A 20,347-nucleotide genomic window follows, 5' to 3' on the forward strand; every position below is an offset into this window, starting at 1 on the left:
GAATTTACCCTTGTCTTGCTTGTAGTTGATATTGTACAAAAGTGTCTGTTTGATTACTTAGAGCTAATAATTTAACTAAAGAAATCACATAATTAAATGAAGCTAAAGAACGTTGCGTTTTAATGCTTGCAAGATAAAGCTCTGCATCAACCACATCTAACGAGGTCGATAACCCTTGTTTAAAGGCTTTTTCACGAAGTTCCACATTTTCTTTAGCAAGCTCTAAACTGGAAGCTAAACCGTTATATTCATCAATCGCTTGAAGTGCTTCTCGGTAGGTTTTCTCAACCAATAGTGCGAGATCTTGCTTTGCTTGTGTTTTTAAATATTGAACTTGTTGAATAGCACTGTGTGCTGCTACCACTTTATCCGAACGACCTTTGTTATCGATTAAAGGAACGTTAACACCAACACCTACAAGCCAATCAGGTGTTATTTCTGCAGATAAACTGTCCCCTTCATATAGATTGTAGTTACCATACAGGTAAACTTCAGGGTAATAGCTTCCTTTTTCGGCTTTAACTAAACTTTTTGCTTGCAGTTCTTTTGCATCTAAGAGCGCCAAACCAGGATAGGTATCTAAAGTACTATCAATAAATGCGTTTAATTGAGGCAATGATTTGTTGATGAATAATTGAGTTTCAGGCGTGACGGTTTCTGTTGTTTGTAACATGCTAACTAATGCTGCATTAGCGATGTCGTAATCTTGCTGTGCTTTTCGCAAATCGACTTTTGCTTTGTCGTAAGACGCATCTGCTTGAAGGCGCTCTACTTTAGCAATTTGACCTTGTTGCTGTAGTTTAATAGCATTATCACGGTGTTTCGCTAGGCCCTGTTCTACTTCGCTATAGGTATTAACTACTTCTTTCGCTAATACTGTACTAAAGTAATATTTGGCCAAATCTTCGTAAGAAGCCTGTTGTTTCATTAATAGTTGGCTACGTGCTTCTGCTGTTTTTCCCTCTGCGGCACTTTCTGCTGCTGAAATTCTACCACCAGTAAATATTGGCCAAATAGCACGAATCGAACTGGTGAAAATATCACGCTCAGTAAGTGTTGAAGTTACTGGACCTACTAATTGTCCAAGTAAGCCAGCTATTGCTGGGTTTGTATTGGTGCTATCAATTAGCTGTTGCCCTGAGACGGTAACATCATCATCAAGATAAGTGTAATTTGCGCTTAACGTGATTGAGGGAAGATTTAGATCAGAAGTTCCAGATGCCAACGACTCTTGTCTTTGTACATTCATTCGTTCTGCAGCAATACCGTTGTGATTATTTAATACATTTTTCCAAGCAGAATCGAAATCAACAGACTTAGCCTGTACAGATATAGATAATAATGTCGTTATTAAAATTGAAACACGTGTCATTTTTAGCATAAACCCTCCGTTAAATAGAGTATATACTCTAAATAAACTTAGATGCAAAAAAAAAGCTTACCATTAAGATAAGCTTTTTAATGCAATTAACCAGATTTATTTTGCCATACGGATAAGAGATAGACCTATTAACCACTCTAGATCTTTACGACTCTCTTCGCCATATAGGTCTTCAACCATGCTATATAAACGCTCAATACCGTTATGTGCAAACTCATGTGCATTTGCTGATGTTACAATATGGTGGAATAAAAGGCGCAAAATAGCACGGAATTGCTCGTCTTCTAAAGATGAAATCCAGCTATCAATAAATTGTTGTTTGTCACCTTGCATATCAAGGCGCTCAGCAAAAAGACGGAAAATACGACCATCTAGCGCTGCTGTAAAATCTGTTTTCTTTGGGAAATGGTGGCTAATGCCGGTTCTTGAAACACCAGTCTGTTGACTTAGTGTTGTATATGACATTTTGTCATAGCCTAAGCGTAATAGTTGATCAATAACCGCATCCATGATCTTTTGGATGGTGATTTCAGTATCTTCTTTACTTCTTTTTGGCATAATAAAGCTCTTCTAAGTGGTTAGTCCATTAAGAAATCAATCATAAAAATGTACTAATAATAAAATCTAGTAGATTTGTAAGATTCAAATCCTTTTATTAAATTATTTTTATCGTGTATTGCTCTTTAAGCATCATATAACAACTTGTCCGTTAAATTCGTTCTCAAAAGTAAGAAATAAAAAATGTAACGCAAATACGAAGTTGTGGCCTAAAAGGCATTTAGAGTCTAGTTTGCGGTATACAGTATTGAATTACAACAAACGCCTGCTGATTCTTACAAAAATTTGTCATATAGGTTCATTTTTTGAGAAATTCATCCCAAGTTACGTAACTGTGTGCAATTCTTTGTTCTGATGTTATCTTTTATACAACTAGATATTCAATATGATAAAAATGGTAGAGTTCTGATAAAAAGCAGCATAGTATTACCCTACTACTACTATTGAGGATACAAGCAATGAGTTCTGAAGTTGAACAAAACGTACCATGTGAAGCATGTGGTTGTAGTGCTGAAATGGGTTTTGTGATTAAAGAAGGTGATGATGTTGCAGAAGTAAGCATCTTTGCTGACAATAAAGTATTATTAGAATCTGAATTTTCTAACTACCTAGCATTGGCTAAAGAAGTATGTGCAGACGTTGAGCACAGTATTGTAATTACCGAAGATGAAAAAGAATTGCATGCTCGTCTTAAGTTTTCATGCAGTGCAGAAAAACTAATTTATGAATTAAAAACACGTTCTCTACGTCGTTAATTTTTAGTTCAAAATGAAAAAAAGGCCCTAACTAGTCACCTAGAGGGCCTTTTTTATTAATTCTGTATTATTAAAGAGCTACGATATTAGCTGCTTGCGGGCCTTTTTGACCTTGCTCAACATCGAAAGACACTGCTTGGCCTTCTTTTAACGTTTTGAAGCCTTCTGATTGAATTTGGCTAAAGTGAGCGAACACATCAGGTCCATTCTCTTGAGCAATAAAACCAAAACCTTTTTCTTCGTTAAACCATTTAACAGTACCAGTTGCTTTAGCCATGATGTTTCCTTAAACCTTAAAAATTTGAGTTTACTAGTGACACATTTGTCGCTTCGGTATCCATTACCGAATTTCACTATAACAAAAGTAGTTTCATAAATGAAACGTAAAATAAGGACCTATATCACTGATTTGAGATTAAACTTATTTGCAAATTTGTCGATAATATAGGAAGAGATTCATTTACCGTGAAAATTATGTCTAAATTCAATTACCTGCTAACTGGCCTTATTGGCTGTGTATTTTTAAGCAATCCAGTTTATGCAGAAAAGCTAAACAAACACCGTTTAATTAATCATATTGATAGTTATGGAAATATTACGCTTAGAAACACAGATTACACTGAGCTGCCTGATGACCTTGTTCTTAAAGGTAATTTGAATCTTGCGAATAGTAAAATCAAAAAATTACCAAAAGGTTTAGTTGTTAAAGGTAACTTAAATTTGGCCAATACGGTTATTAAAACCATTCCTCGTGGAACGAAGGTTGAAGGTTATTTGAACTTAGCTGGTACGACTGAACTAAAACGTTACCCGCGAGGTATTAAAGTCGCTGGTTTTATTAATTTTGCTGGCTCTAGTGTTACAGAACTTCCGCAACGTTTAACGGTAAATGGTGACTTAAGTGTAATTAGGACTCCCCTTACTCGGTTACCTAAACAACTAACGGTTACAGGGAATCTATATTTAGGTTATTCAAAAATCACAACGCTTCCTGATGATTTAGTTGTAAAAGGCAATATCTATTTAGGCGGCCAACAAATTACAGAATTTCCAAAAACCATAAAAGTTGATGGTTATATTTTTAAGTAGCATTACAATAAGTCCATAATAATTATGATGGACGGTATTATGTTAGACAATCTACACGAGATGGTGATTTTTGCTACGGTAGCAAATGAATTGAATTTTACCCGAGCAGCAGAGAAACTTGGTATTTCAAAATCTCATGTATCCAAACAAGTAAAGGCGCTAGAAACACGTTTAGATTGTCAGTTGGTTCAACGTAATAATCGCTCGGTTTCTATTACTGAACTTGGTAGTCAATATGCAGAATATTGCCAGAAATTAATTGATATCGCATATGAAGCTGACGCTTTATTAGATGCCCACCACGGCAGAATATCAGGTGTATTTAAAGTCGGTATCGCTCAATCCTTTGGAAATAGTCATATTATTCATGCTCTTGCTGAGTTCCAAGCTCAGTTTCCTGAAATCGAACTTGAAGTTAGCCTTTTTGATCACAAACCTAAACTGCTTGAAGATGGTCTCGATTGCTGGATTGCGATTCATGATGATTTACCTGAAGGTATGGTGGCAAGAAAAATAGCAGATTGTCGTTTTGTTGTTGCGGCTTCCCCTAGTTATATTGAACAGCATGGCTGCCCTACACGTCCTGCTGAATTGGTAAAACATAAATGCATTACTTATCAAAGTAACGAACGAAGATTTAATGATTGGGAGTTCACTCGTGATGGTGTACACCAAGTGGTCAATGTTCAAAGTAACTTTAAAATTGACAATGCTTCTGCCATTTTAGATGCAACGAAAGCCGGAGCCGGTATCGCATACTTAGCAAGCTACTTATTAGAAAATGAATTTGATAATGGCAGTTTAGTTCGATTGTTAAAAGAATGGCAGGCTGATATGAAGTTACCGATCTATGCGGTATACCCAAGGAGACAGCATTTGCCTCCTAAGGTAAGAACGTTTATCGATTTCTTATCCCAACAAGTTGGTAACCCTCCTCATTGGGATAAAAAACTATTTAATTGATTTATAATGTAGCTTCAGTATTGGTTTTGTGTGCGTTGTTAACTGGATTAGCGTAAAGCGCACGTAAATAAGGCTTTTCATCTTCGGTTAATTGAGCGAGTTTTTCATTTAGCTCGCTGATCACGCCTTGATTCACATCATTTGATTCAACATTTGCAGCGGCGTAATTGATCGGGAATAAGTGGTAGTTCTGTGTGATTTGCTTATCCATCTCAACCGCTAATTCATCAGCATTTTCAGGTGCATTAGTTACAACGTCACCAAAGTGAATGTGAATGCGTTTTTTATTACCTATGATGCCTTTAATAATGCTATCGATATCTTCAAATTCGCCTTTTTCATAAGAACCTTGAGTCGCTAATGCATTCAGTTCTTTGGCTTTTTGCAAATCAAGAGGGTCGTTTTCGTATGAAATGGATACAGGAACAATATTCAAACCGTTCATGTAATCAGCGAAACTTTCTTTACGCTTACGCCCTTCTACATGAAACATTTTTAAAATAGCTGGATCAGTAAAATCATTACCGTCTTTCGCTCGACCTTCTTTTTGGGCAATCCAAATTGAATTATTAGTTTCTAGTGAATGTTTGATATATGAAGACAATAAGCCTAACGCTTGTAGCATTTGGCGAGGTGCTTTTGCTGAGCGTTTAACAATGAAACTTTTATTCAGTTTCATTAATTCAGTGCTGCACGCTTTCTTTAATAGATTGTCGCCAATGGCAATGCGTACCGTCTGCATTTTGTTGTTATATAAAACCCAGTTCATTAATGCTGGATCCATTGCAATATCACGGTGATTAGACACGAACAAGTAAGACTGTTCTGGATCTAATTTATCAAGACCTGAATGAGTAATACCACCTGTTGTGGTTTTGATGGTTTTATTCAAATACTTCGCAACATTAATTTGCACATCTTCAACGGTTTTGATTTTTGATAATGTGCTACGTAATTTGTAACGTAGTAATGGAGCAAGAAGCCAAAACAAAAATTTAGATGCTGATGGAAATTTGTAGTGAAGAATGGCTGTTATGAATTCATCATCAGAAATTAATCGCTCAATAGCCGCAGGCACTTCGTTGTCGTTATATGGACGAATTTCTTGATAGATATCTTGTGTGGTCATGTTTGGACTTCTGGTTACCGAAAATGTAATAAGCGCACATTCTACTTGATTTTTATGTCGTTGTACGTGATCAATTTCAGAGGTCGTACCATTGAAGAGCAAATCGATGATAAACCATGAGAATGCATTGATTTTTTAATGGAAACCAGTAAAGTTACGCACTTCAATTTAGAGGTCGATATGAAAAACGCAATTACATTTGAGTCAGACACACTTACTACGCTTTTTTACACTGCTCGTAAGAAAAAAAATCATTACGAACTGGTTTCGGTTGAATCTGGCGCAATGCTAATCCGTCTTGGTAAGTGGGAATATTTGGTTGAAGCTGGAGAGATGTTTTGGCTGCCGTTCGACTCTTTAATCTCAGAAACGGTGGTTCCTAATTCAACCATTTCAAGAGTCTGTTTTTCTATAAGAACTCGTGAAAACTTGCCGCACCAAGGTGGTTACCTTCACTCGACACCATTGCTTTGTGCTGCTTTAAATAAGCTTCAAACGAAAGCTCTCAGCAATGAAGCACAGCAACGTCTATTATCTGTGATTCAGGATGAGATCTTGGATTCGACTTGTCACACATCCCTTTCTGCTAAATCAAGTGCAATAACCCATTATGTTACAGCATTAGGGAAAAGCACAATTCCAGCAGAAATTGATTTATCTGCCGATATGATGATGCTATTAAAAGTTCGTGAAGCTGATAAATTGAGAAAATCAGGCGGTAAGATGGATGTTATTGCCGAAAGACTTTTCGACGGGAATGTTCAATTAATGGAGCAGGCTTTTGCTATTTTGAGTGAATAACACCCTGCTCTAATAAAGGTCTTTATGAATTAGGTGGTTACTGAAAAGGCACTTCAAATTGCATAAAGACCTGATCATCTGCTTTATCGTGCCAGCGATAATCAATACGAAATCGAGCACTTTTTCCTTTTTTCTCCCCACCAAACGCCAAACTCAATTGTAGACCGTGACTTTCAAGCCATTCACCATACGATTCAAATTCTTCAATTTTTTTATCGTAATACTCTTCTGGTTGCCAAACGGTAAAGCCAACGGCACTGTCACTTAAATAACCCGTTAGTAATGGATCATCACCTGTACTGTAAGCCCAGTTCTCCCAGAATGTAGGCTCTTCAAATACTTCGCTTTCAATTCTATTTGTCATACTGGTTAGTTGATTAATGAACTGGTTTACTTCAAACAGAGGAATTAAGCATGACGAGGTTGAAGAGTAAATTTCACGAGAATAACTATCGTAACTTTCCTGAAAACAAGTGGCCTTATTCCCTGCACTCACATTTAAAGGCAGTAAGAAAAGCAGACTAAGTAGGCTCATTTGTTTCATCATTTATTGTTACTCGTATAATCGATGTTTCTTTATATAATCCGCAACATGCGGTGTTGTTAAGTGGCTAATTTCCATATTGTCACTAATTGCATTCCTTATGTCTGTGCTGCGGATCGCAACTGTTTCAGGACATGCCATGACAGACCAACGTTTTACTATTTCGTCTGACTTATGAAACTTAGCAAATTGTAATAGGTTGTCTGGTCCTATTATGAAAGTTATATCGGCGTTTTTTTCATTTTCTTGAAGTTTATTTAGCAGTGAAAATGTAGTTACGCTCTGATCTGGAATGTGAATCTCTTTTTCTAATGTCGAGATTTCGACATTTTTGATAATTAAATCTTTAGCAAATTCATTCAACATTTCTACACGAGTATCGAATGAAAGCATGGTTTTTCCCCAAGCATGGGCAATACTCGGTACGAGTAATACTCTATCAAAATGCCCAAGACGCTCGATAACGCTTTTATGACCAAGAGATGGCGGATTAAACGCGCTTCCAAATACAGCAATCTTCATACAAACTTCCTATCGATTTGATTATAAACAGCATAAGTGAAAATTTTGTCAAAGGCTATGCCATGTATCATTTCTCTATTATTAATTACATTATTTCAGTATTATTAATCAACATTAATCGTAAATAAGACTCGAATGAGCAAAGGAATGAGTAATGCAGCAGCAAATTGTTGAAGAAATGAAAGTAAAGGTGTCAATTGACCCAGTTGAAGAGATCAAAAAACGTGTGGACTTTATTAAAGGTAAATTGCTTGAAGCTCACTGTAAATCGTTAATTCTTGGTATCAGTGGTGGTGTTGATTCGACAACTTGTGGTCGTTTAGCTCAACTTGCCGTAAACGAACTTAACCTTGAGACTCAAAGTTCTGATTATCAATTTATCGCAGTTCGTCTTCCTTATGGTATCCAAAAAGATGAAGATGAAGCACAACTAGCACTGCAATTTATTCAACCGACCCACTCTATTAGTATCAATATTAAAGACGGTGTTAATGGGCTACATTCTGCTAATCACATCGCGCTCAAAGATACCGGTCTACTGCCAACTGATAGCGCAAAAATTGATTTTGTAAAAGGTAACGTTAAGGCTCGTGCTCGTATGATTGCTCAATATGAAGTTGCAGGTTATGTCGGTGGTTTGGTATTAGGTACTGATCACTCTGCTGAAAATATTACGGGTTTTTATACTAAATTTGGTGATGGTGCGTGTGACTTAGCGCCTTTATTTGGTTTAAATAAACGCCAAGTTCGTGAAGTTGCAGCACAATTAGGCGCGCCTGAGCAATTAGTTAAAAAAGTACCAACTGCTGATTTGGAAGAGTTAGCACCACAGAAAGCTGATGAAGATGCTTTATTGGTTAGTTATGATCAAATTGATGACTTTTTGGAAGGTAAAAAAATTGATGCTGATGCAGAAGCTCGATTAATTAAAATCTACCAAATGTCTCAGCATAAACGTAAGCCTATCCCAACTATTTATGATTAATCATTAATCGTCGGTAATGGTATTTGATTAGTGACTAAAGCTTCTTTTGAGGCTTTAGTCATTTTTTTTATACGATATTCGTATTTTAAAGCAATGGATTTACTTTCAACGTTGCAGTGCCAAACTAAGGTCAAAGGTCCTTTACCTTTAAGGTATTTTGCCCCTTTCCCATCTTGATGCATTTTAAAGCGTCGTTCTAAATTATTAGTAATACCACAATACAAGCTACCTACCCGAGTTCTTATCAGGTAGATAAACCATGTGCTCTTTTCTTCTGCCATTATTTATCAAGTAAATTGTTGATAAGTTTCTTTAGTTCTTCAACTTCACGTTTTAAATCAGATACGTCTGATTCTAATGCAACAATACGTTCATTATCATCTGTATCTGAAGATATCTGTTGATACGTTGCAGTCGCTTGACTGACTTCACCACAGAATAAATGGGCAAACCGTGCTTCTCTTTTACCTGGTTCTTTGGCTAATTTGATCACTTTAGGGTTGTGTTCATCTGCAGAAAGGCCATTCAGCACATTTTCAACTTGGGCTACGTTATCAAATTCACATAAGCGTTGTGTTCTCGTACGAAGTTCGCCTGGTGTTTGCGGACCTCGTAGAAACAAAACACATAAAATAGCGAGTTCTTGCTTAGAAAGTTTAAGACTACCAAATTCCGTATTACAAAAACGATGTTGGTATTTTGCTACACGTGAATTACCTCGTGTTTCATCAGTGATAATACGCTCTTGGATTAGTGCATTCACACTATCTAGGACATCAGAATCAGTCAATGATGTTACAGGGTCACGATTGCTTTTTTGATTACAGGCCGTTGTTAATGCATTGAGAGTTAATGGATATTGCTCTGGCGTTGTGATTTCTTTTTCAATTAAACAGCCGATAACACGGATCTCAGTCTCGCTAAATATTCTCATTTTATCTATTCCTTGCTTATAACCGCCCAAAATGACGTAAGTGTGAGCTAAGCGGTTAAAATATGTTATTAACTAATCAATTAGTAGATACGCTATATTCTATTCATGATAGTATTCTTAAGTTAAATTAATATCAATTGGAGAAACACTCATGGGCCTTTTTAGTAGTCGGTCTACCTCGGCATCTTTATCTATCGTTGCAAAAGGTTGCCGTATCATCGGTAATCTAGAATCAGAACAAAGCATCCAAATTGATGGTTACGTTCAAGGTAATATTGCAACTGAAGCTGAAGTGATTGTTACTCCTACTGGGAGAGTTCAGGGCGATATCAAAGCGGGACTAGTTTTGATTAATGGTTTGGTTGAAGGAACTTGCCAAGGTGGCGAAGTGAATATTCAAGCTAAAGGTAAATTTAAGGGCACCATGCAAACCCAGCACCTTACTATCGATAAAGGTGGTTTGTTAATTGGTGAAAACCTTGAAGTTGTTGAAGTTGAAAATGTGACTAAGATTTCTCCAAACAGAGACTTAGAGAAAGAAGCAAGTGAAGATAGCTCAAAATCTGCTTAATACCATCTTTTTAACACTGTATTGATCTTGTTATTGTTTTCGCTATCGCATTTATGATTTAATCAAGATAGAAGCTATTAAATATTATAGGAAATTGAAATGAACAACGTTTTTGAAATCATCAACCAAGCTCGTCGTAAAAATAAACTGAAGCGTGAACTTCAAGATAACCAAAAGAAAATTCGTGATAACCAAAAGCGTGTAACTCTTCTAGAAAACATGCTTGATTACATTCACCCTACAATGACTACAGCTGAAGTTATTGCCGTTGTTGAAAACATGAAAGCAGATTACGAAGACCGTGTTGATGATCACATTATCAAAAGTGCTGAAATCTCTAAATCTCGTCGTGATATCAGCCGTAAGATCCGTGAACTGACAGAAGCTGATAAAAAAGCGAATAAATAATCATTTATTTGTTAAGTAAAAAAGGAGGCTAAATTAGCCTCCTTTTTTTATTCAGATTTTGTAATTATTTCTGGTTCAACCGCTCAGCCAAGGCTTCAGCAGTTACATCTTCAACGGCTAAAAACATTGATTTGATTTCCCCTGTTGTACTTCGCATTGGGTTTAATGTGACATTCTGATACATAAACTCACTCTGCTGAGTAATTGGCCGAACATTACGACAGCGAAATAAATACGGCTTTTGACGCCAAGTAATGAAACTGCGCGTGCCTAATTCAAAAACAGGTTTAGACTTTGCTTTAAACCAAGCTTCATTTATTTCCGGAAATAAATCAAACAGTGATTTTGTCATCACATCATGAGCTTGTTTTCCACTATGATGTGTCATGAATCCATTCCATAAGTGCACATTGAATTCTTTATCGACTACGATTAGTCCGATATCGACGTTTTGTACCATGTCGACCATCCAATGAAATTGTTCAAATTCAGCTGGGATCCCATTCATTATTCGTCATCCAATAGGTATGCAAGTTTGTTGTCTAAAATTGGTAGAGATTCGTCTACTATCATTAATAGCATATCGCATTTAATTTGTGTGCCATCAATGTTATAGCTGACCTCAAAAGCCATGATGCGATTGAACGTCCCTTTAGTTGATTCCACAACACTATCAATGGAAATATGTTGTCCAAGTAATACAGGAGCGCTTTGGAAGAAACGCACTTCTGCTTGCTCACCAATTCCTTTAAGGAAAGCACCAACTAAAATATTTGAAACATCCATCAATAACTCAAGTTCTAAACTTGCATCGTCACTTTCAGGATAATCCATTAAGGTCAATAAATCGGATACGCTTGAATCACTTAATAAAATCAAAGCTTCACCAGCGATACCCTCACCACTAAAGCCTTGGCACACTCCGGACATATGTTCATTAGTCGCTAAGTGACGTAATGTCATTTGCAATTCACTCATTTCGAATAAATTGACGTTCGGTAATGGCATGTGCACAAATACATCAAAGTGCCTTGCTAGTGAATCTGCTGCTCGACCTATTGCTACGTTAGCCACCTCAAGATAAACATCTCGACGTCGTAACTGAATTGGTTGAACCGACTGCACTTGATAGCTTGCAGGTTTTTCTGGTTGAATACCAATATTCTGTAATGTTGAGATTAAGGTGGCTTTATCTAATGGTTTTTTGATGAAGGCTTTCGCCCCTAACTCTGCAACTCGTTGTTGTGCTTTGGGTTGTATATCACCAGAGACAACAACGGTAGAAATGGCAATGTTACGTTTTTGAATCTCTTCAAGTGTACCGTAGCCATCTAACTCAGGCATGGTTAAATCAAGAAAAAGAATATCAAAGGTATTGGCTTCTAATTTATGAATGGCTTCCCAACCATGTTGTGCAAACTCAATATTTGCTCCCCATGATGCAGGTATTACTCGAGATAGTTGTTTACGAGCCAGAGCGGAATCGTCACAGATTAAGATGGAAATGGCCATCTATTTGAACCTTAATTAATAAATCTATTACTGCACTATAGCAAGGATTATAGGCCATGAATACGGTAAAGAATGTATAAGACATGAAAAAGGAGCCTTAAAAGCTCCTTTGTCGTCAGTTATTTGATGTTTTGTTTAAGCGGTCTTCAAGTACTTCTTTAGCAATGGCTTAGAAATTTTTGCATCTTTAATCTTAAACCAAAGGTAAGTTGCCACAATCGAAAAGAATAGATATGAAACGGCAAAAATAAACGGCGATGAGATTAACTCTGCATTCATACCAATGATCACGCCTGTTATGGTTACCGTAATTTTTGCGAATAAGCCTAAAACTAGCATTAACATTGCAAGTTGAGGATACTTGGTCGTTCGAAATGCAAACCAGTGGCAGCACCCTACTGCTAATGTAGCGATACTTAACCCTAAAATGAAAGAATGAAAATGCTCAGCAGCTGCAACACCACCGATGGTTGATATTAAAAAAATCAGAAGTAATTTCATAAACACCTCAAATGAAAAATTGGAGCATCCTTTCAAATTTGAAATCTTTGTTTCCGCTGCATTCTATCGCTTTTAATTTTAAATTCAAGTAGATGTAAAACGGCAATTTGTTACGGAGATGTTTCAGTGAGGGTGCGGGGAGATAAACAGTGAGCCATAAGCACTATTATTAATAAAAAAGTCTTATTAATGATGCGTTAAATGTTAATTGATAGTTAAATTTACTGGTATTAAGAAGAGAAATATATTTATAAAATATTTGAGATAAGGCATAAAAAAAGCACCCTTTTGTTTGGGTGCTTTTAAAACTAGATAAAACGCAGATTAAGCTTGAGTTGCTGCTACGTAGTTTTCTAATTCTGAAATTTGTACTGTAGTGATGTGTTTACCGTCTAGGTAGAATGCAACACTGTCATCTACTTTTTCGCCACGAAGTACTTGTTGAGTACCATCTAGTAATGCAACGTGCATTTCAAGCGTGTTTGCATCGATTTGTTCAACAGTTGTGCTCTTAACCTTGTTGTTAACCTGTAGAGGTGCAACTGGTGCTTTTGTCATTGATGCATCGATTTTGTCGTTAACTTTAAATACAGCGCCGCCAACATCTTTATCTACGATCGCAGGGCTCTTACCTGTGATGATGTTTTTACCTGTCCAGAATTCAATTGAGTTAAAGATAAATAAGTCAGCTGCAGCTGAAATACCATAAACAGGTGCAAGTAGAATATAAAGTCCAGCACGGCCGTAACGGTTATCAACTGCTTTTAAGTTACCAAAGGTAACAAGTTGAGTAACACCCATTTGACCCATACAACCAGTTAAAGTAGTTACGCCTAACGCCACTGCTACAGCTATTTTCATCTTTTTAAAGTTCATAATATTCTCTATTTATTAGTGTTGTTGTTAACGCGGCGCATATTATCAAGTAATTATTTGTAAAAATAGACCCAACATCAACATTTTACAAAGATATGACAGAATAATGCCGCTAGATCGTCAATTATATGACGCCAATAAAAGTGAAATATTAGATTGAAAAAATGTGGTGTAATTTTCATACAACCTATTCCAATAAATAAAAAGTGCTGATAAACTCCGCGCAGTTTTACGTGACACATGTCATATTTCTAAAAAACAGCAGTTAATTCATTCAAAATTAATTGTAATAAACTTTCAACTCACCGAGAAAACGATGAAAAATATCGATAAAGCAATGCGTATCCTGCTTGCAGGCTTTTGTATCAACCTATGTTTAGGAATTCTTTACGCATGGAGCGTATTCAATAAAGCACTTGTGACTGATATGGGATGGACTGCGTCTCAAGCGTCTCAACCTTATGCGACTGCAACGATCACTTTTTCAATCTGTCTTTTAGTTGCTGGTATTCTTCAAGACCGCATGGGACCACGCTTAATTCTTATTTTCGGTACGATTTTAGTTGGTCTAGGTATGATCGCTTCTAGCTTTGCTGAAACAGTGTTCATGCTTAACATTACTTTTGGTATCATGACTGGTGCTGGCATTGGTTTTGGTTATGCATGTCTAGCTCCATCTGCTATGAAGTGGTTCCACCCTTCTAAGAAAGGTATGGTAAACGGCTTAATTGCTGCAGGTTTTGGTTTAGCTGCTATTTACCTAGCACCTGTTACATCAGCGCTTATTTCTATGTACGGAATTCAAACTAGCTTTTTAGTTCTTGGTGTTGCAATTCTTATTATTGCCGTTCCTTTAGCGACAACGATTAACAACCCACCTGAAGGTTACCAACCTGAAGAACCTAAAGTTAAAGAAGGCAAAGCGCCAGTAGCAACTCGTAAACCAATGGATCTAAACTGGAAAGCGATGCTTAAAACGCCACAGTTTTATTCTCTATGGATTATGTACGCATTCGCTGCATCTGCTGGTTTAATGATCATCGGCAATATCACTACAATTGCAAGCATGCAAGCAAATCTACCAAATGCTGTTTACCTAGCTTCTCTTTTAGCAGTATTTAACTCAGGCGGTCGTGTGGCTGCTGGTATGCTTTCGGACAAAATTGGCGGCGTAAAAACACTGTTAATTGCATTTGTTCTTCAAGGTGCGAACATGGCTCTATTTAGCATGTACGACAATGAAGTAATGCTAATCATTGGTACGGCTGTCGCTGCTGTTGGTTACGGTACACTATTAGCAGTATTCCCATCGCTTACTGCTGAGTTCTACGGTCTGAAAAACTACGGTACTAACTACGGTGTTCTATACACTTCATGGGGTATTGGTGGTGCAATTGGTGCTGCTGTTGTTGGTTTCTCGATGACTCAAGGTGGTGACTACGCACTTGCATACACTATCTCTGCTGCTATGGTTGGTGTTGCAATTATTCTAGCTCTAGTTACTAAGCCTATCTCTGAAGAAAAAGCTCAGCAACTAAGTCCTGCTACTGTTTAATATTATTCAATAAAATCAAAGCCCGTTTGTATTTACAGACGGGCTTTTTTTGTTTTTTTCGCTTTTTATTATTACAATATGCTTTATCTTAAATTTATTGGATGTGCTTATGTTTTCTAAACGCTCACTATTGATTGCCTTTGTTGTTATTTTTTCAGGTTGTGCAACATATGCTACCTATAACTACGATCAATTATTTGGTGAGGCTCACGTACAGAATCGCATTCATGAGTATAAGTCACCTGAAAGCATTGATTATCTTGAAGAAGTTAAACCTCTAATTGATAAACGCTGTGTGGTATGCCATGCCTGTTACGATGCTCCCTGCCAATTAAAAATGTCTTCAGCAGAAGGAATCGATCGTGGTGCGCATAAATCGAAAATTTATGAAGGTACACGTTTAGTCGCTGCTAACCCGACACGTTTATTTGAGGATGCTCAAACAACACAAGAATGGCGTGATATTGGCTTTTCAGCGGTATTGAATGAGCGAGATCAAAATGAAATCGCGAATACTGAAGCCGGTGTTATGGCACGAATGCTTACACTGAAGCAAACAAATCCACTTGCCAAAGAAACGCAGTTAACGGGTTATGATTTTTCTATCGATCGTGATCAACAATGTCCAACAATCGAAGAAATGTCAGATTACGAGAATCAATACCCAAGCTGGGGGATGCCTTATGGAATGCCTGAGCTGTCTATTTCAGAACATGATTTACTAATGAATTGGCTAGAGCAAGGCGCTCATATGAGTGATATTGCTCCTCTTTCGGATTCTGATATTGCAAATGTTGAAAAATGGGAAACGTTCTTTAACGGTAATTCATTAAAAGAGCAACTGACTGCTCGTTATCTATATGAACACCTATTTTTAAATCACCTTTATTTTACGACCGATCCTAAAACATTACGTTTCTTTAAAGTTGTTCGTTCGGCAACGCCTCCTGGTGAACCTTTATCTTTAATCGCAACTCGTCGCCCATATGATGAACCAGGAGTAAAACGTGTTTATTATCGTATTGTTCCTGTACGTAGTAGCATTGTTGATAAAACACATATGCCCTACTTACTTGATCAAACACGCTTTGAAAAATGGAATAAATGGTTTGTTACTGCAGATTATCAAGTAACCTCACTACCAAGTTATTCAACAGAAATTGCAGCTAACCCTTTGGTTACTTTCGTCGATTTACCTGTTCACTCACGTTATAGCTATTTACTGGATGAAGCTCAAGATACCATTCAAGGCTTTATTAAAGGTCCGGTTTGCCGCGGGCAGTTAGCGCTAAATGTGATTAATGATCATTTTTGGGTTTTCTTTGTCGATCCAGATAAAACAGACAGTCCTGATGTCGTTAAGTTCTATAGAGAACAAAAAGAGAATCTCGCTCTACCTGCGGAGTTAGACAGTACTACTGTGCCAATTACGAGTTGGATTCAATATTCTCGAAATCAAGCTCGCTACTTAGAAGCGAAAAATACCTATTTAAATAGTATTTTTGCTGATGGAAAACATCTAACACTTGATCTCGTATGGAATGGCGATCAGAAAAACGATAACGCGGCATTAACTATCTACCGCCACTTTGATAGTGCATCGGTAATTAAAGGATTAAATGGTCCTACACCGAAAACCGCTTGGGTAATTGATTACGCCCTATTAGAACGAATTCATTATTTGTTAGTTGCGGGATTCGATGTTTATGGCAATTTCGGCCATCAATTAATGACTCGCATGTACATGGATTTCTTAAGAATGGAAGGCGAAAGTAACTTTTTAGCTTTATTACCTAAGAAAATGCGTAAAACAGAATTTGAAAGTTGGTATCAAGATCCGTCACCACAATTGAGCCGTTTTTTACAGCGTGATGTTCAACCATTTGAACAGCCAACGCAGATAACTTATACGTCTGATAATCCAAAAGATGAGCTTTTTGCTAAGTTACGTAAACGTATGGGTAAAGGATTATCAGATCGTTACAATGTAACTAATGCAGTTTTAGATAAATCATCACATGTTGCGTTAAATAATATTGATCGTATTCAAGGTGATGGTCTTCAATACCTTCCACAAATTATGACGTTAAAAATTGTATCGGGTAAAGGAAGCAGTGAATTTTTTACTTTATTAAATACAAGTGCACATAAGAATATTTCTTCTTTATTTAATGAGGAAGGAAATCGTATTCCTAAGCTTGATCGTTTATCTATCTTATATGGTGTTGTAGGTAGTTACCCTGCGGCCTTTTTAGAAATTGAAGAGTCTAAGTTATCTGATTTTGTTAAACAATTAAGCAAAGTCGGTTCTGAAGAGGATTACGTAGCATTACTTGATATCTACGCTATTAGACGCAGCTCAAATAAATTCTGGGCTTATAGTGACGAGTTAACAGAATGGTATAAAATGAAATATCCAATCGAAGCCGGTCTTTTGGACTACAATCGGTTTGAAAATAGATAATTCTTATTTTTGAATATTGAAAAGTGAGTGTACACAGGAGACACTCACCTTTTTAGGGGTATTTTACTTGTTGGAACAAATATTTATAGAATGCCTTAATGCATTTAGTGATGATTACAAAACCATTTGTAAGCACCATTACCCTACTATTCATAATCGTGGAATGTCGCCATCACATCTAAGTTCTGCTTTTCATCGACGATTAAAAACGATAGTTCAGGCGCAAGGTCACTCTTGTGACATAACACTTTTTTCACATGACACGGAACATCAATTGTATATTTTCTCTTTAATAATTAATGATGAACGTATATGGATGATCTATCCGCAATTTTTAAATGCAAAAACAGAAGCCAAAACACAAATATATACGGCTATAGAAACGCTTAAGAAAAGTGATGCTTTATCATTGAATGACCATTTAATGGTATTGTGTGACCATTGGTTTGATAGAACAAAAAGCAGTAAAGAATTGTATTTCTGGTGGACTGGCAAAATGCCTGAAGATAATACGATCTATGTTCATCAAGGTATTCATAATTTGATATCTGAAACCACACTCGATAAGCAATTGAACAACTTAAGCATGACATGTTTGAATCGCTCTATATATCACCCTTTAGAGTCGAATCAACAACATGTCTTACTTAAATACTTTTTATGCTTTGGTTTATTCCGCTATATTCACAACTAGTTTTTTATCCTAGAGCTTCATCATCGTCTTTGTTGATGTGCTCAATATGGATAACACCTTTACAACCTAAATTTTCTATCTGAGTCTTATGTAGTTGTGTACTTAGATAAAATCCATATTGATAAAGTGTTTCCCCTTTTACAGATTTAATTTCTTTACGATACACAATATCACCAATCATTGCAGGGAATGAACGTATTCTAAGTTCACAACTGCCTTCTTGTAATTTACGTTCACTTGTAAAACCAAACCCTTTTTTAGATACATCCATTAATTTAACGCTAACAAAAGGCATTAATCTATGCGCCCAAAATATTTTAGCATTAACAGATTTTTTACACTCAAATCTGGGCCAACGGCGTTTTAATAAAAATTCCACATCTCACCTTGAGTTTGTCTTTATGCGCTTATTCTCAACAAAAACCGAGGATATTTCAACAAGATTATCAGTAAAATTATCATGAATGATACACTGTATAATGGATTATTTTTGATTTTAGCAGGATCATACAAAGCACATATGTAAACAGGTTTTTATATTCATCGATATTAATGACTGAACATTAGGTATTTAATACGTTTGTGCAAGCTCAACTGGATACCCTCTTTCTATGGCAAACTGTTCAGCTAAGTGACAAACGTCATCATTAGATGGCTGAATTAGTGTATTAATTTCTGAGCCTAATTTTATTTGCTGCACTATTTGTTTAGCGCATTCAATAGCTGATGAGGCTTTTACTATCTCTGCCCTAAAATAACCATGACCATCATAATTAATCGTTGCCGCTCTTAGTGTCACATCATCTCCAGGAATTTGTTGAGCTCCATATAACGGTTTACCTGCTGTCGATGCAGTTTCAAAAGAAGAAATAAATTGAGATAAATGTTTGATGGCTTTTTCAGTTCGCTCTTGTTGAATGCTCTCTTTCCAACCATTCGTAATTTTATCGATGAACTTTTCTGGTAACTGCGGTTGAGATGATAGCTCTGAAGAACGAGATAGCCCATCTTTAAATAACGTAATGTCTTCAGTCATTCCGTGTAATTGAAAATAACCATTAGGGTATGGAGTTAACTGTGCCATACCTTTTGGTGTACCTCTTTCTCCATGGAATATTACTTCTGGCCATTTTCCAAAAAAGTCACTATTCCAATGTGTCACATAGGCAGCTTTGAATTCAACCAGCCTTTTGGTTTGCTGTTGTGCAAGATCATCTATGATACCGGTGCGAAACCCTGCGCAATTAATGACATAATCAAAGTTACAATTAGTGACAGTGTCACTGTTTGAGAAACTTAAAAACCAATTACCATTATCTTGCTTATTTAATTTTTCAACTCGACTTAAAAGGTGCAGATTTACATTGGATTGTTCACTAAGAATTAATTGTGCGGTTGATGCCATTCTAAATACACTAAGACCATATTCTTGCACAATGACTACTGGGTATTTTATTTGCTCTAAATCTGTTGTTTTAGCAAATGGGATCATCCACTCAGTCATTGAACGAGGTTGATTTGTTGGTTCAAGTTCTGCGATTTCAGATAATTGTTGCTTAGTAAACGTCGTGAAATACTCTTCTGGTTTACCAAACATTTCATTCTTTTCTGATTGCTCAACTAATTTTTGATAATGTTTTTGCAGTAAATTTAAACGCGGTAAAAGATCGCTCGCTTCTGCTCTATCGTCTTTAGGTACAGCGATAATTGTCGGTCGAATATTTAATGAATGAGGGAAAAATTGAGCGGTTTGAATTGACTCTGTTAATAAAGCGATGCATTGCTCATCAGAGATCTCACGGTACAAGTTACCGCCGGCGTGTAAATGACAAATAGGTGGACCATTAACTAAACTGGTTCCTTGTTCAAAAAGATCAATTTCAATATCAAACTTTGATAGATACATTGCAATTGTTGAGCCTGCAACGCCACCACCAATGATGGCTACTTTCTTTTTTGAAGGTTTTTTGTCCATTATTTTCCACAATCCAAACAATATTTATAATAACTTTGCTATTTTACTTTGCGTCGCAAAAAAATAATAGAATAGAGAAAGAAAAAGCTTGATCTATATACTTACCTTTTACATTTCAATGAGTTACTGT

Annotated in this window: 24 protein-coding genes; 10 read left to right on the plus strand and 14 right to left on the minus strand. The window is 36.5% G+C overall.

Going from position 1 to position 20,347, the window contains the following annotated elements; all coding sequences use genetic code 11:
* Positions 1 to 4: 4 nt before the first annotated feature.
* Together GNP81_RS16145 and GNP81_RS16150 are read right to left on the minus strand one after the other, a co-directional pair.
* Positions 5 to 1,381, minus strand: a complete 1,377-nt coding sequence (locus GNP81_RS16145; RefSeq protein ID WP_155672791.1) for a TolC family protein — start codon at positions 1,379 to 1,381, stop codon at positions 5 to 7.
* A gap of 96 nt (positions 1,382 to 1,477) precedes the next feature.
* A complete protein-coding gene (locus GNP81_RS16150) occupies positions 1,478 to 1,939 on the minus strand; it encodes a TetR/AcrR family transcriptional regulator (protein ID WP_005422766.1) in 462 nt (153 codons plus the stop codon).
* A 458-nt stretch (positions 1,940 to 2,397) separates the two neighbouring features.
* On the opposite strand from GNP81_RS16150, the gene GNP81_RS16155 reads away from it, so the two are divergent.
* Positions 2,398 to 2,694, plus strand: a complete 297-nt coding sequence (locus tag GNP81_RS16155; protein WP_005422768.1) for a YfcZ/YiiS family protein — start codon at positions 2,398 to 2,400, stop codon at positions 2,692 to 2,694.
* A gap of 70 nt (positions 2,695 to 2,764) precedes the next feature.
* Here GNP81_RS16155 and cspE read toward each other — a convergent pair whose 3' ends face one another.
* A complete protein-coding gene (gene cspE / locus GNP81_RS16160; protein ID WP_005422769.1) occupies positions 2,765 to 2,971 on the minus strand; it encodes a transcription antiterminator/RNA stability regulator CspE in 207 nt (68 codons plus the stop codon).
* Positions 2,972 to 3,168: 197 nt separating this feature from the next.
* On the opposite strand from cspE, the gene GNP81_RS16165 reads away from it, so the two are divergent.
* Complete coding sequence (locus tag GNP81_RS16165; RefSeq protein WP_155672793.1) at positions 3,169 to 3,783, plus strand: hypothetical protein; 615 nt, start codon at positions 3,169 to 3,171, stop codon at positions 3,781 to 3,783.
* Positions 3,784 to 3,822: 39 nt separating this feature from the next.
* Complete coding sequence (locus GNP81_RS16170; RefSeq protein WP_196587410.1) at positions 3,823 to 4,746, plus strand: LysR family transcriptional regulator; 924 nt, start codon at positions 3,823 to 3,825, stop codon at positions 4,744 to 4,746.
* 1 nt (position 4,747) lies between these two features.
* Here GNP81_RS16170 and GNP81_RS16175 read toward each other — a convergent pair whose 3' ends face one another.
* A complete protein-coding gene (locus GNP81_RS16175) occupies positions 4,748 to 5,875 on the minus strand; it encodes a 1-acyl-sn-glycerol-3-phosphate acyltransferase (RefSeq protein WP_196587409.1) in 1,128 nt (375 codons plus the stop codon).
* Positions 5,876 to 6,055: 180 nt separating this feature from the next.
* Here GNP81_RS16175 and GNP81_RS16180 point away from each other — a divergent pair, with 180 nt between their 5' ends.
* Positions 6,056 to 6,676 carry a hypothetical protein gene (locus GNP81_RS16180; RefSeq protein ID WP_236798268.1) on the plus strand — a complete coding sequence of 207 codons (621 nt, stop codon included), beginning with the start codon at positions 6,056 to 6,058 and terminating at the stop codon, positions 6,674 to 6,676.
* Between the two features lie 37 nt (positions 6,677 to 6,713).
* Here the strand turns inward: GNP81_RS16180 and GNP81_RS16185 are convergent, their stop codons facing one another.
* Both GNP81_RS16185 and GNP81_RS16190 read right to left on the minus strand, forming a co-directional pair.
* Positions 6,714 to 7,223 (minus strand): hypothetical protein, encoded by a 510-nt coding sequence (locus GNP81_RS16185; protein ID WP_155672796.1) that lies wholly within the window; start codon positions 7,221 to 7,223, stop codon positions 6,714 to 6,716.
* Positions 7,224 to 7,229: 6 nt separating this feature from the next.
* Positions 7,230 to 7,742 (minus strand): nicotinate-nicotinamide nucleotide adenylyltransferase, encoded by a 513-nt coding sequence (locus GNP81_RS16190; protein WP_155674341.1) that lies wholly within the window; start codon positions 7,740 to 7,742, stop codon positions 7,230 to 7,232.
* Between the two features lie 154 nt (positions 7,743 to 7,896).
* Between GNP81_RS16190 and nadE the strand changes: the two genes are divergently transcribed.
* Positions 7,897 to 8,727, plus strand: a complete 831-nt coding sequence (gene nadE / locus GNP81_RS16195) for an ammonia-dependent NAD(+) synthetase (RefSeq protein WP_155672798.1) — start codon at positions 7,897 to 7,899, stop codon at positions 8,725 to 8,727.
* On the opposite strand, the gene GNP81_RS16200 is transcribed toward nadE, so the two are convergent.
* A complete protein-coding gene (locus GNP81_RS16200; protein WP_155672799.1) occupies positions 8,724 to 9,008 on the minus strand; it encodes a GIY-YIG nuclease family protein in 285 nt (94 codons plus the stop codon). The genes nadE and GNP81_RS16200 overlap by 4 nt on opposite strands.
* Positions 9,008 to 9,661: a YceH family protein gene (locus GNP81_RS16205; RefSeq protein ID WP_155674340.1), complete on the minus strand. Its 654-nt coding sequence runs from the start codon at positions 9,659 to 9,661 to the stop codon at positions 9,008 to 9,010. The genes GNP81_RS16200 and GNP81_RS16205 overlap by 1 nt, the downstream gene beginning before the upstream one ends.
* A 151-nt stretch (positions 9,662 to 9,812) precedes the next feature.
* Here GNP81_RS16205 and GNP81_RS16210 point away from each other — a divergent pair, with 151 nt between their 5' ends.
* Together GNP81_RS16210 and GNP81_RS16215 are read left to right on the plus strand one after the other, a co-directional pair.
* Entirely contained in the window at positions 9,813 to 10,232 is a 420-nt protein-coding gene (locus GNP81_RS16210; RefSeq protein WP_155672801.1) for a bactofilin family protein, read from the plus strand.
* A gap of 99 nt (positions 10,233 to 10,331) precedes the next feature.
* A complete protein-coding gene (locus tag GNP81_RS16215; RefSeq protein WP_005422781.1) occupies positions 10,332 to 10,640 on the plus strand; it encodes a DUF496 family protein in 309 nt (102 codons plus the stop codon).
* Positions 10,641 to 10,704: 64 nt separating this feature from the next.
* On the opposite strand, the gene GNP81_RS16220 is transcribed toward GNP81_RS16215, so the two are convergent.
* The 4 genes from GNP81_RS16220 to GNP81_RS16235 form a co-directional block, all read right to left on the minus strand.
* Entirely contained in the window at positions 10,705 to 11,148 is a 444-nt protein-coding gene (locus GNP81_RS16220) for a PAS domain-containing protein (protein WP_146863599.1), read from the minus strand.
* Positions 11,148 to 12,152, minus strand: a complete 1,005-nt coding sequence (locus tag GNP81_RS16225) for a response regulator (protein WP_146863602.1) — start codon at positions 12,150 to 12,152, stop codon at positions 11,148 to 11,150. Before GNP81_RS16225 ends, GNP81_RS16220 begins: the two co-directional genes overlap by 1 nt.
* Before the next feature lie 135 nt (positions 12,153 to 12,287).
* Positions 12,288 to 12,653, minus strand: a complete 366-nt coding sequence (locus GNP81_RS16230) for a hypothetical protein (RefSeq protein WP_005422784.1) — start codon at positions 12,651 to 12,653, stop codon at positions 12,288 to 12,290.
* 324 nt (positions 12,654 to 12,977) lie between these two features.
* The gene (locus GNP81_RS16235; protein WP_155672802.1) at positions 12,978 to 13,529 is read right to left on the minus strand and encodes a DUF3332 domain-containing protein; all 552 of its coding nucleotides are present in this window, start codon (positions 13,527 to 13,529) and stop codon (positions 12,978 to 12,980) included.
* 316 nt (positions 13,530 to 13,845) lie between these two features.
* Between GNP81_RS16235 and GNP81_RS16240 the strand changes: the two genes are divergently transcribed.
* From GNP81_RS16240 to GNP81_RS16250, 3 genes are all read left to right on the plus strand, one after another.
* A complete protein-coding gene (locus GNP81_RS16240; RefSeq protein WP_155672803.1) occupies positions 13,846 to 15,084 on the plus strand; it encodes an L-lactate MFS transporter in 1,239 nt (412 codons plus the stop codon).
* Between the two features lie 109 nt (positions 15,085 to 15,193).
* Positions 15,194 to 17,548 (plus strand): fatty acid cis/trans isomerase, encoded by a 2,355-nt coding sequence (locus GNP81_RS16245; RefSeq protein ID WP_155674339.1) that lies wholly within the window; start codon positions 15,194 to 15,196, stop codon positions 17,546 to 17,548.
* A gap of 67 nt (positions 17,549 to 17,615) precedes the next feature.
* Positions 17,616 to 18,242, plus strand: coding sequence for a hypothetical protein (locus GNP81_RS16250; RefSeq protein WP_236798267.1), 627 nt, complete (start codon positions 17,616 to 17,618; stop codon positions 18,240 to 18,242).
* Between the two features lie 4 nt (positions 18,243 to 18,246).
* Here the strand turns inward: GNP81_RS16250 and GNP81_RS16255 are convergent, their stop codons facing one another.
* Positions 18,247 to 18,621: a hypothetical protein gene (locus GNP81_RS16255; RefSeq protein ID WP_236798266.1), complete on the minus strand. Its 375-nt coding sequence runs from the start codon at positions 18,619 to 18,621 to the stop codon at positions 18,247 to 18,249.
* A 192-nt stretch (positions 18,622 to 18,813) separates the two neighbouring features.
* Complete coding sequence (locus GNP81_RS16260) at positions 18,814 to 20,217, minus strand: FAD-dependent oxidoreductase (protein WP_155674338.1); 1,404 nt, start codon at positions 20,215 to 20,217, stop codon at positions 18,814 to 18,816.
* Positions 20,218 to 20,347 lie beyond the last annotated feature (130 nt).

Source organism: Aliivibrio fischeri, assembly GCF_009727955.1.
GTDB classification, from domain to species: Bacteria; Pseudomonadota; Gammaproteobacteria; order Enterobacterales; family Vibrionaceae; genus Aliivibrio; species Aliivibrio fischeri_A.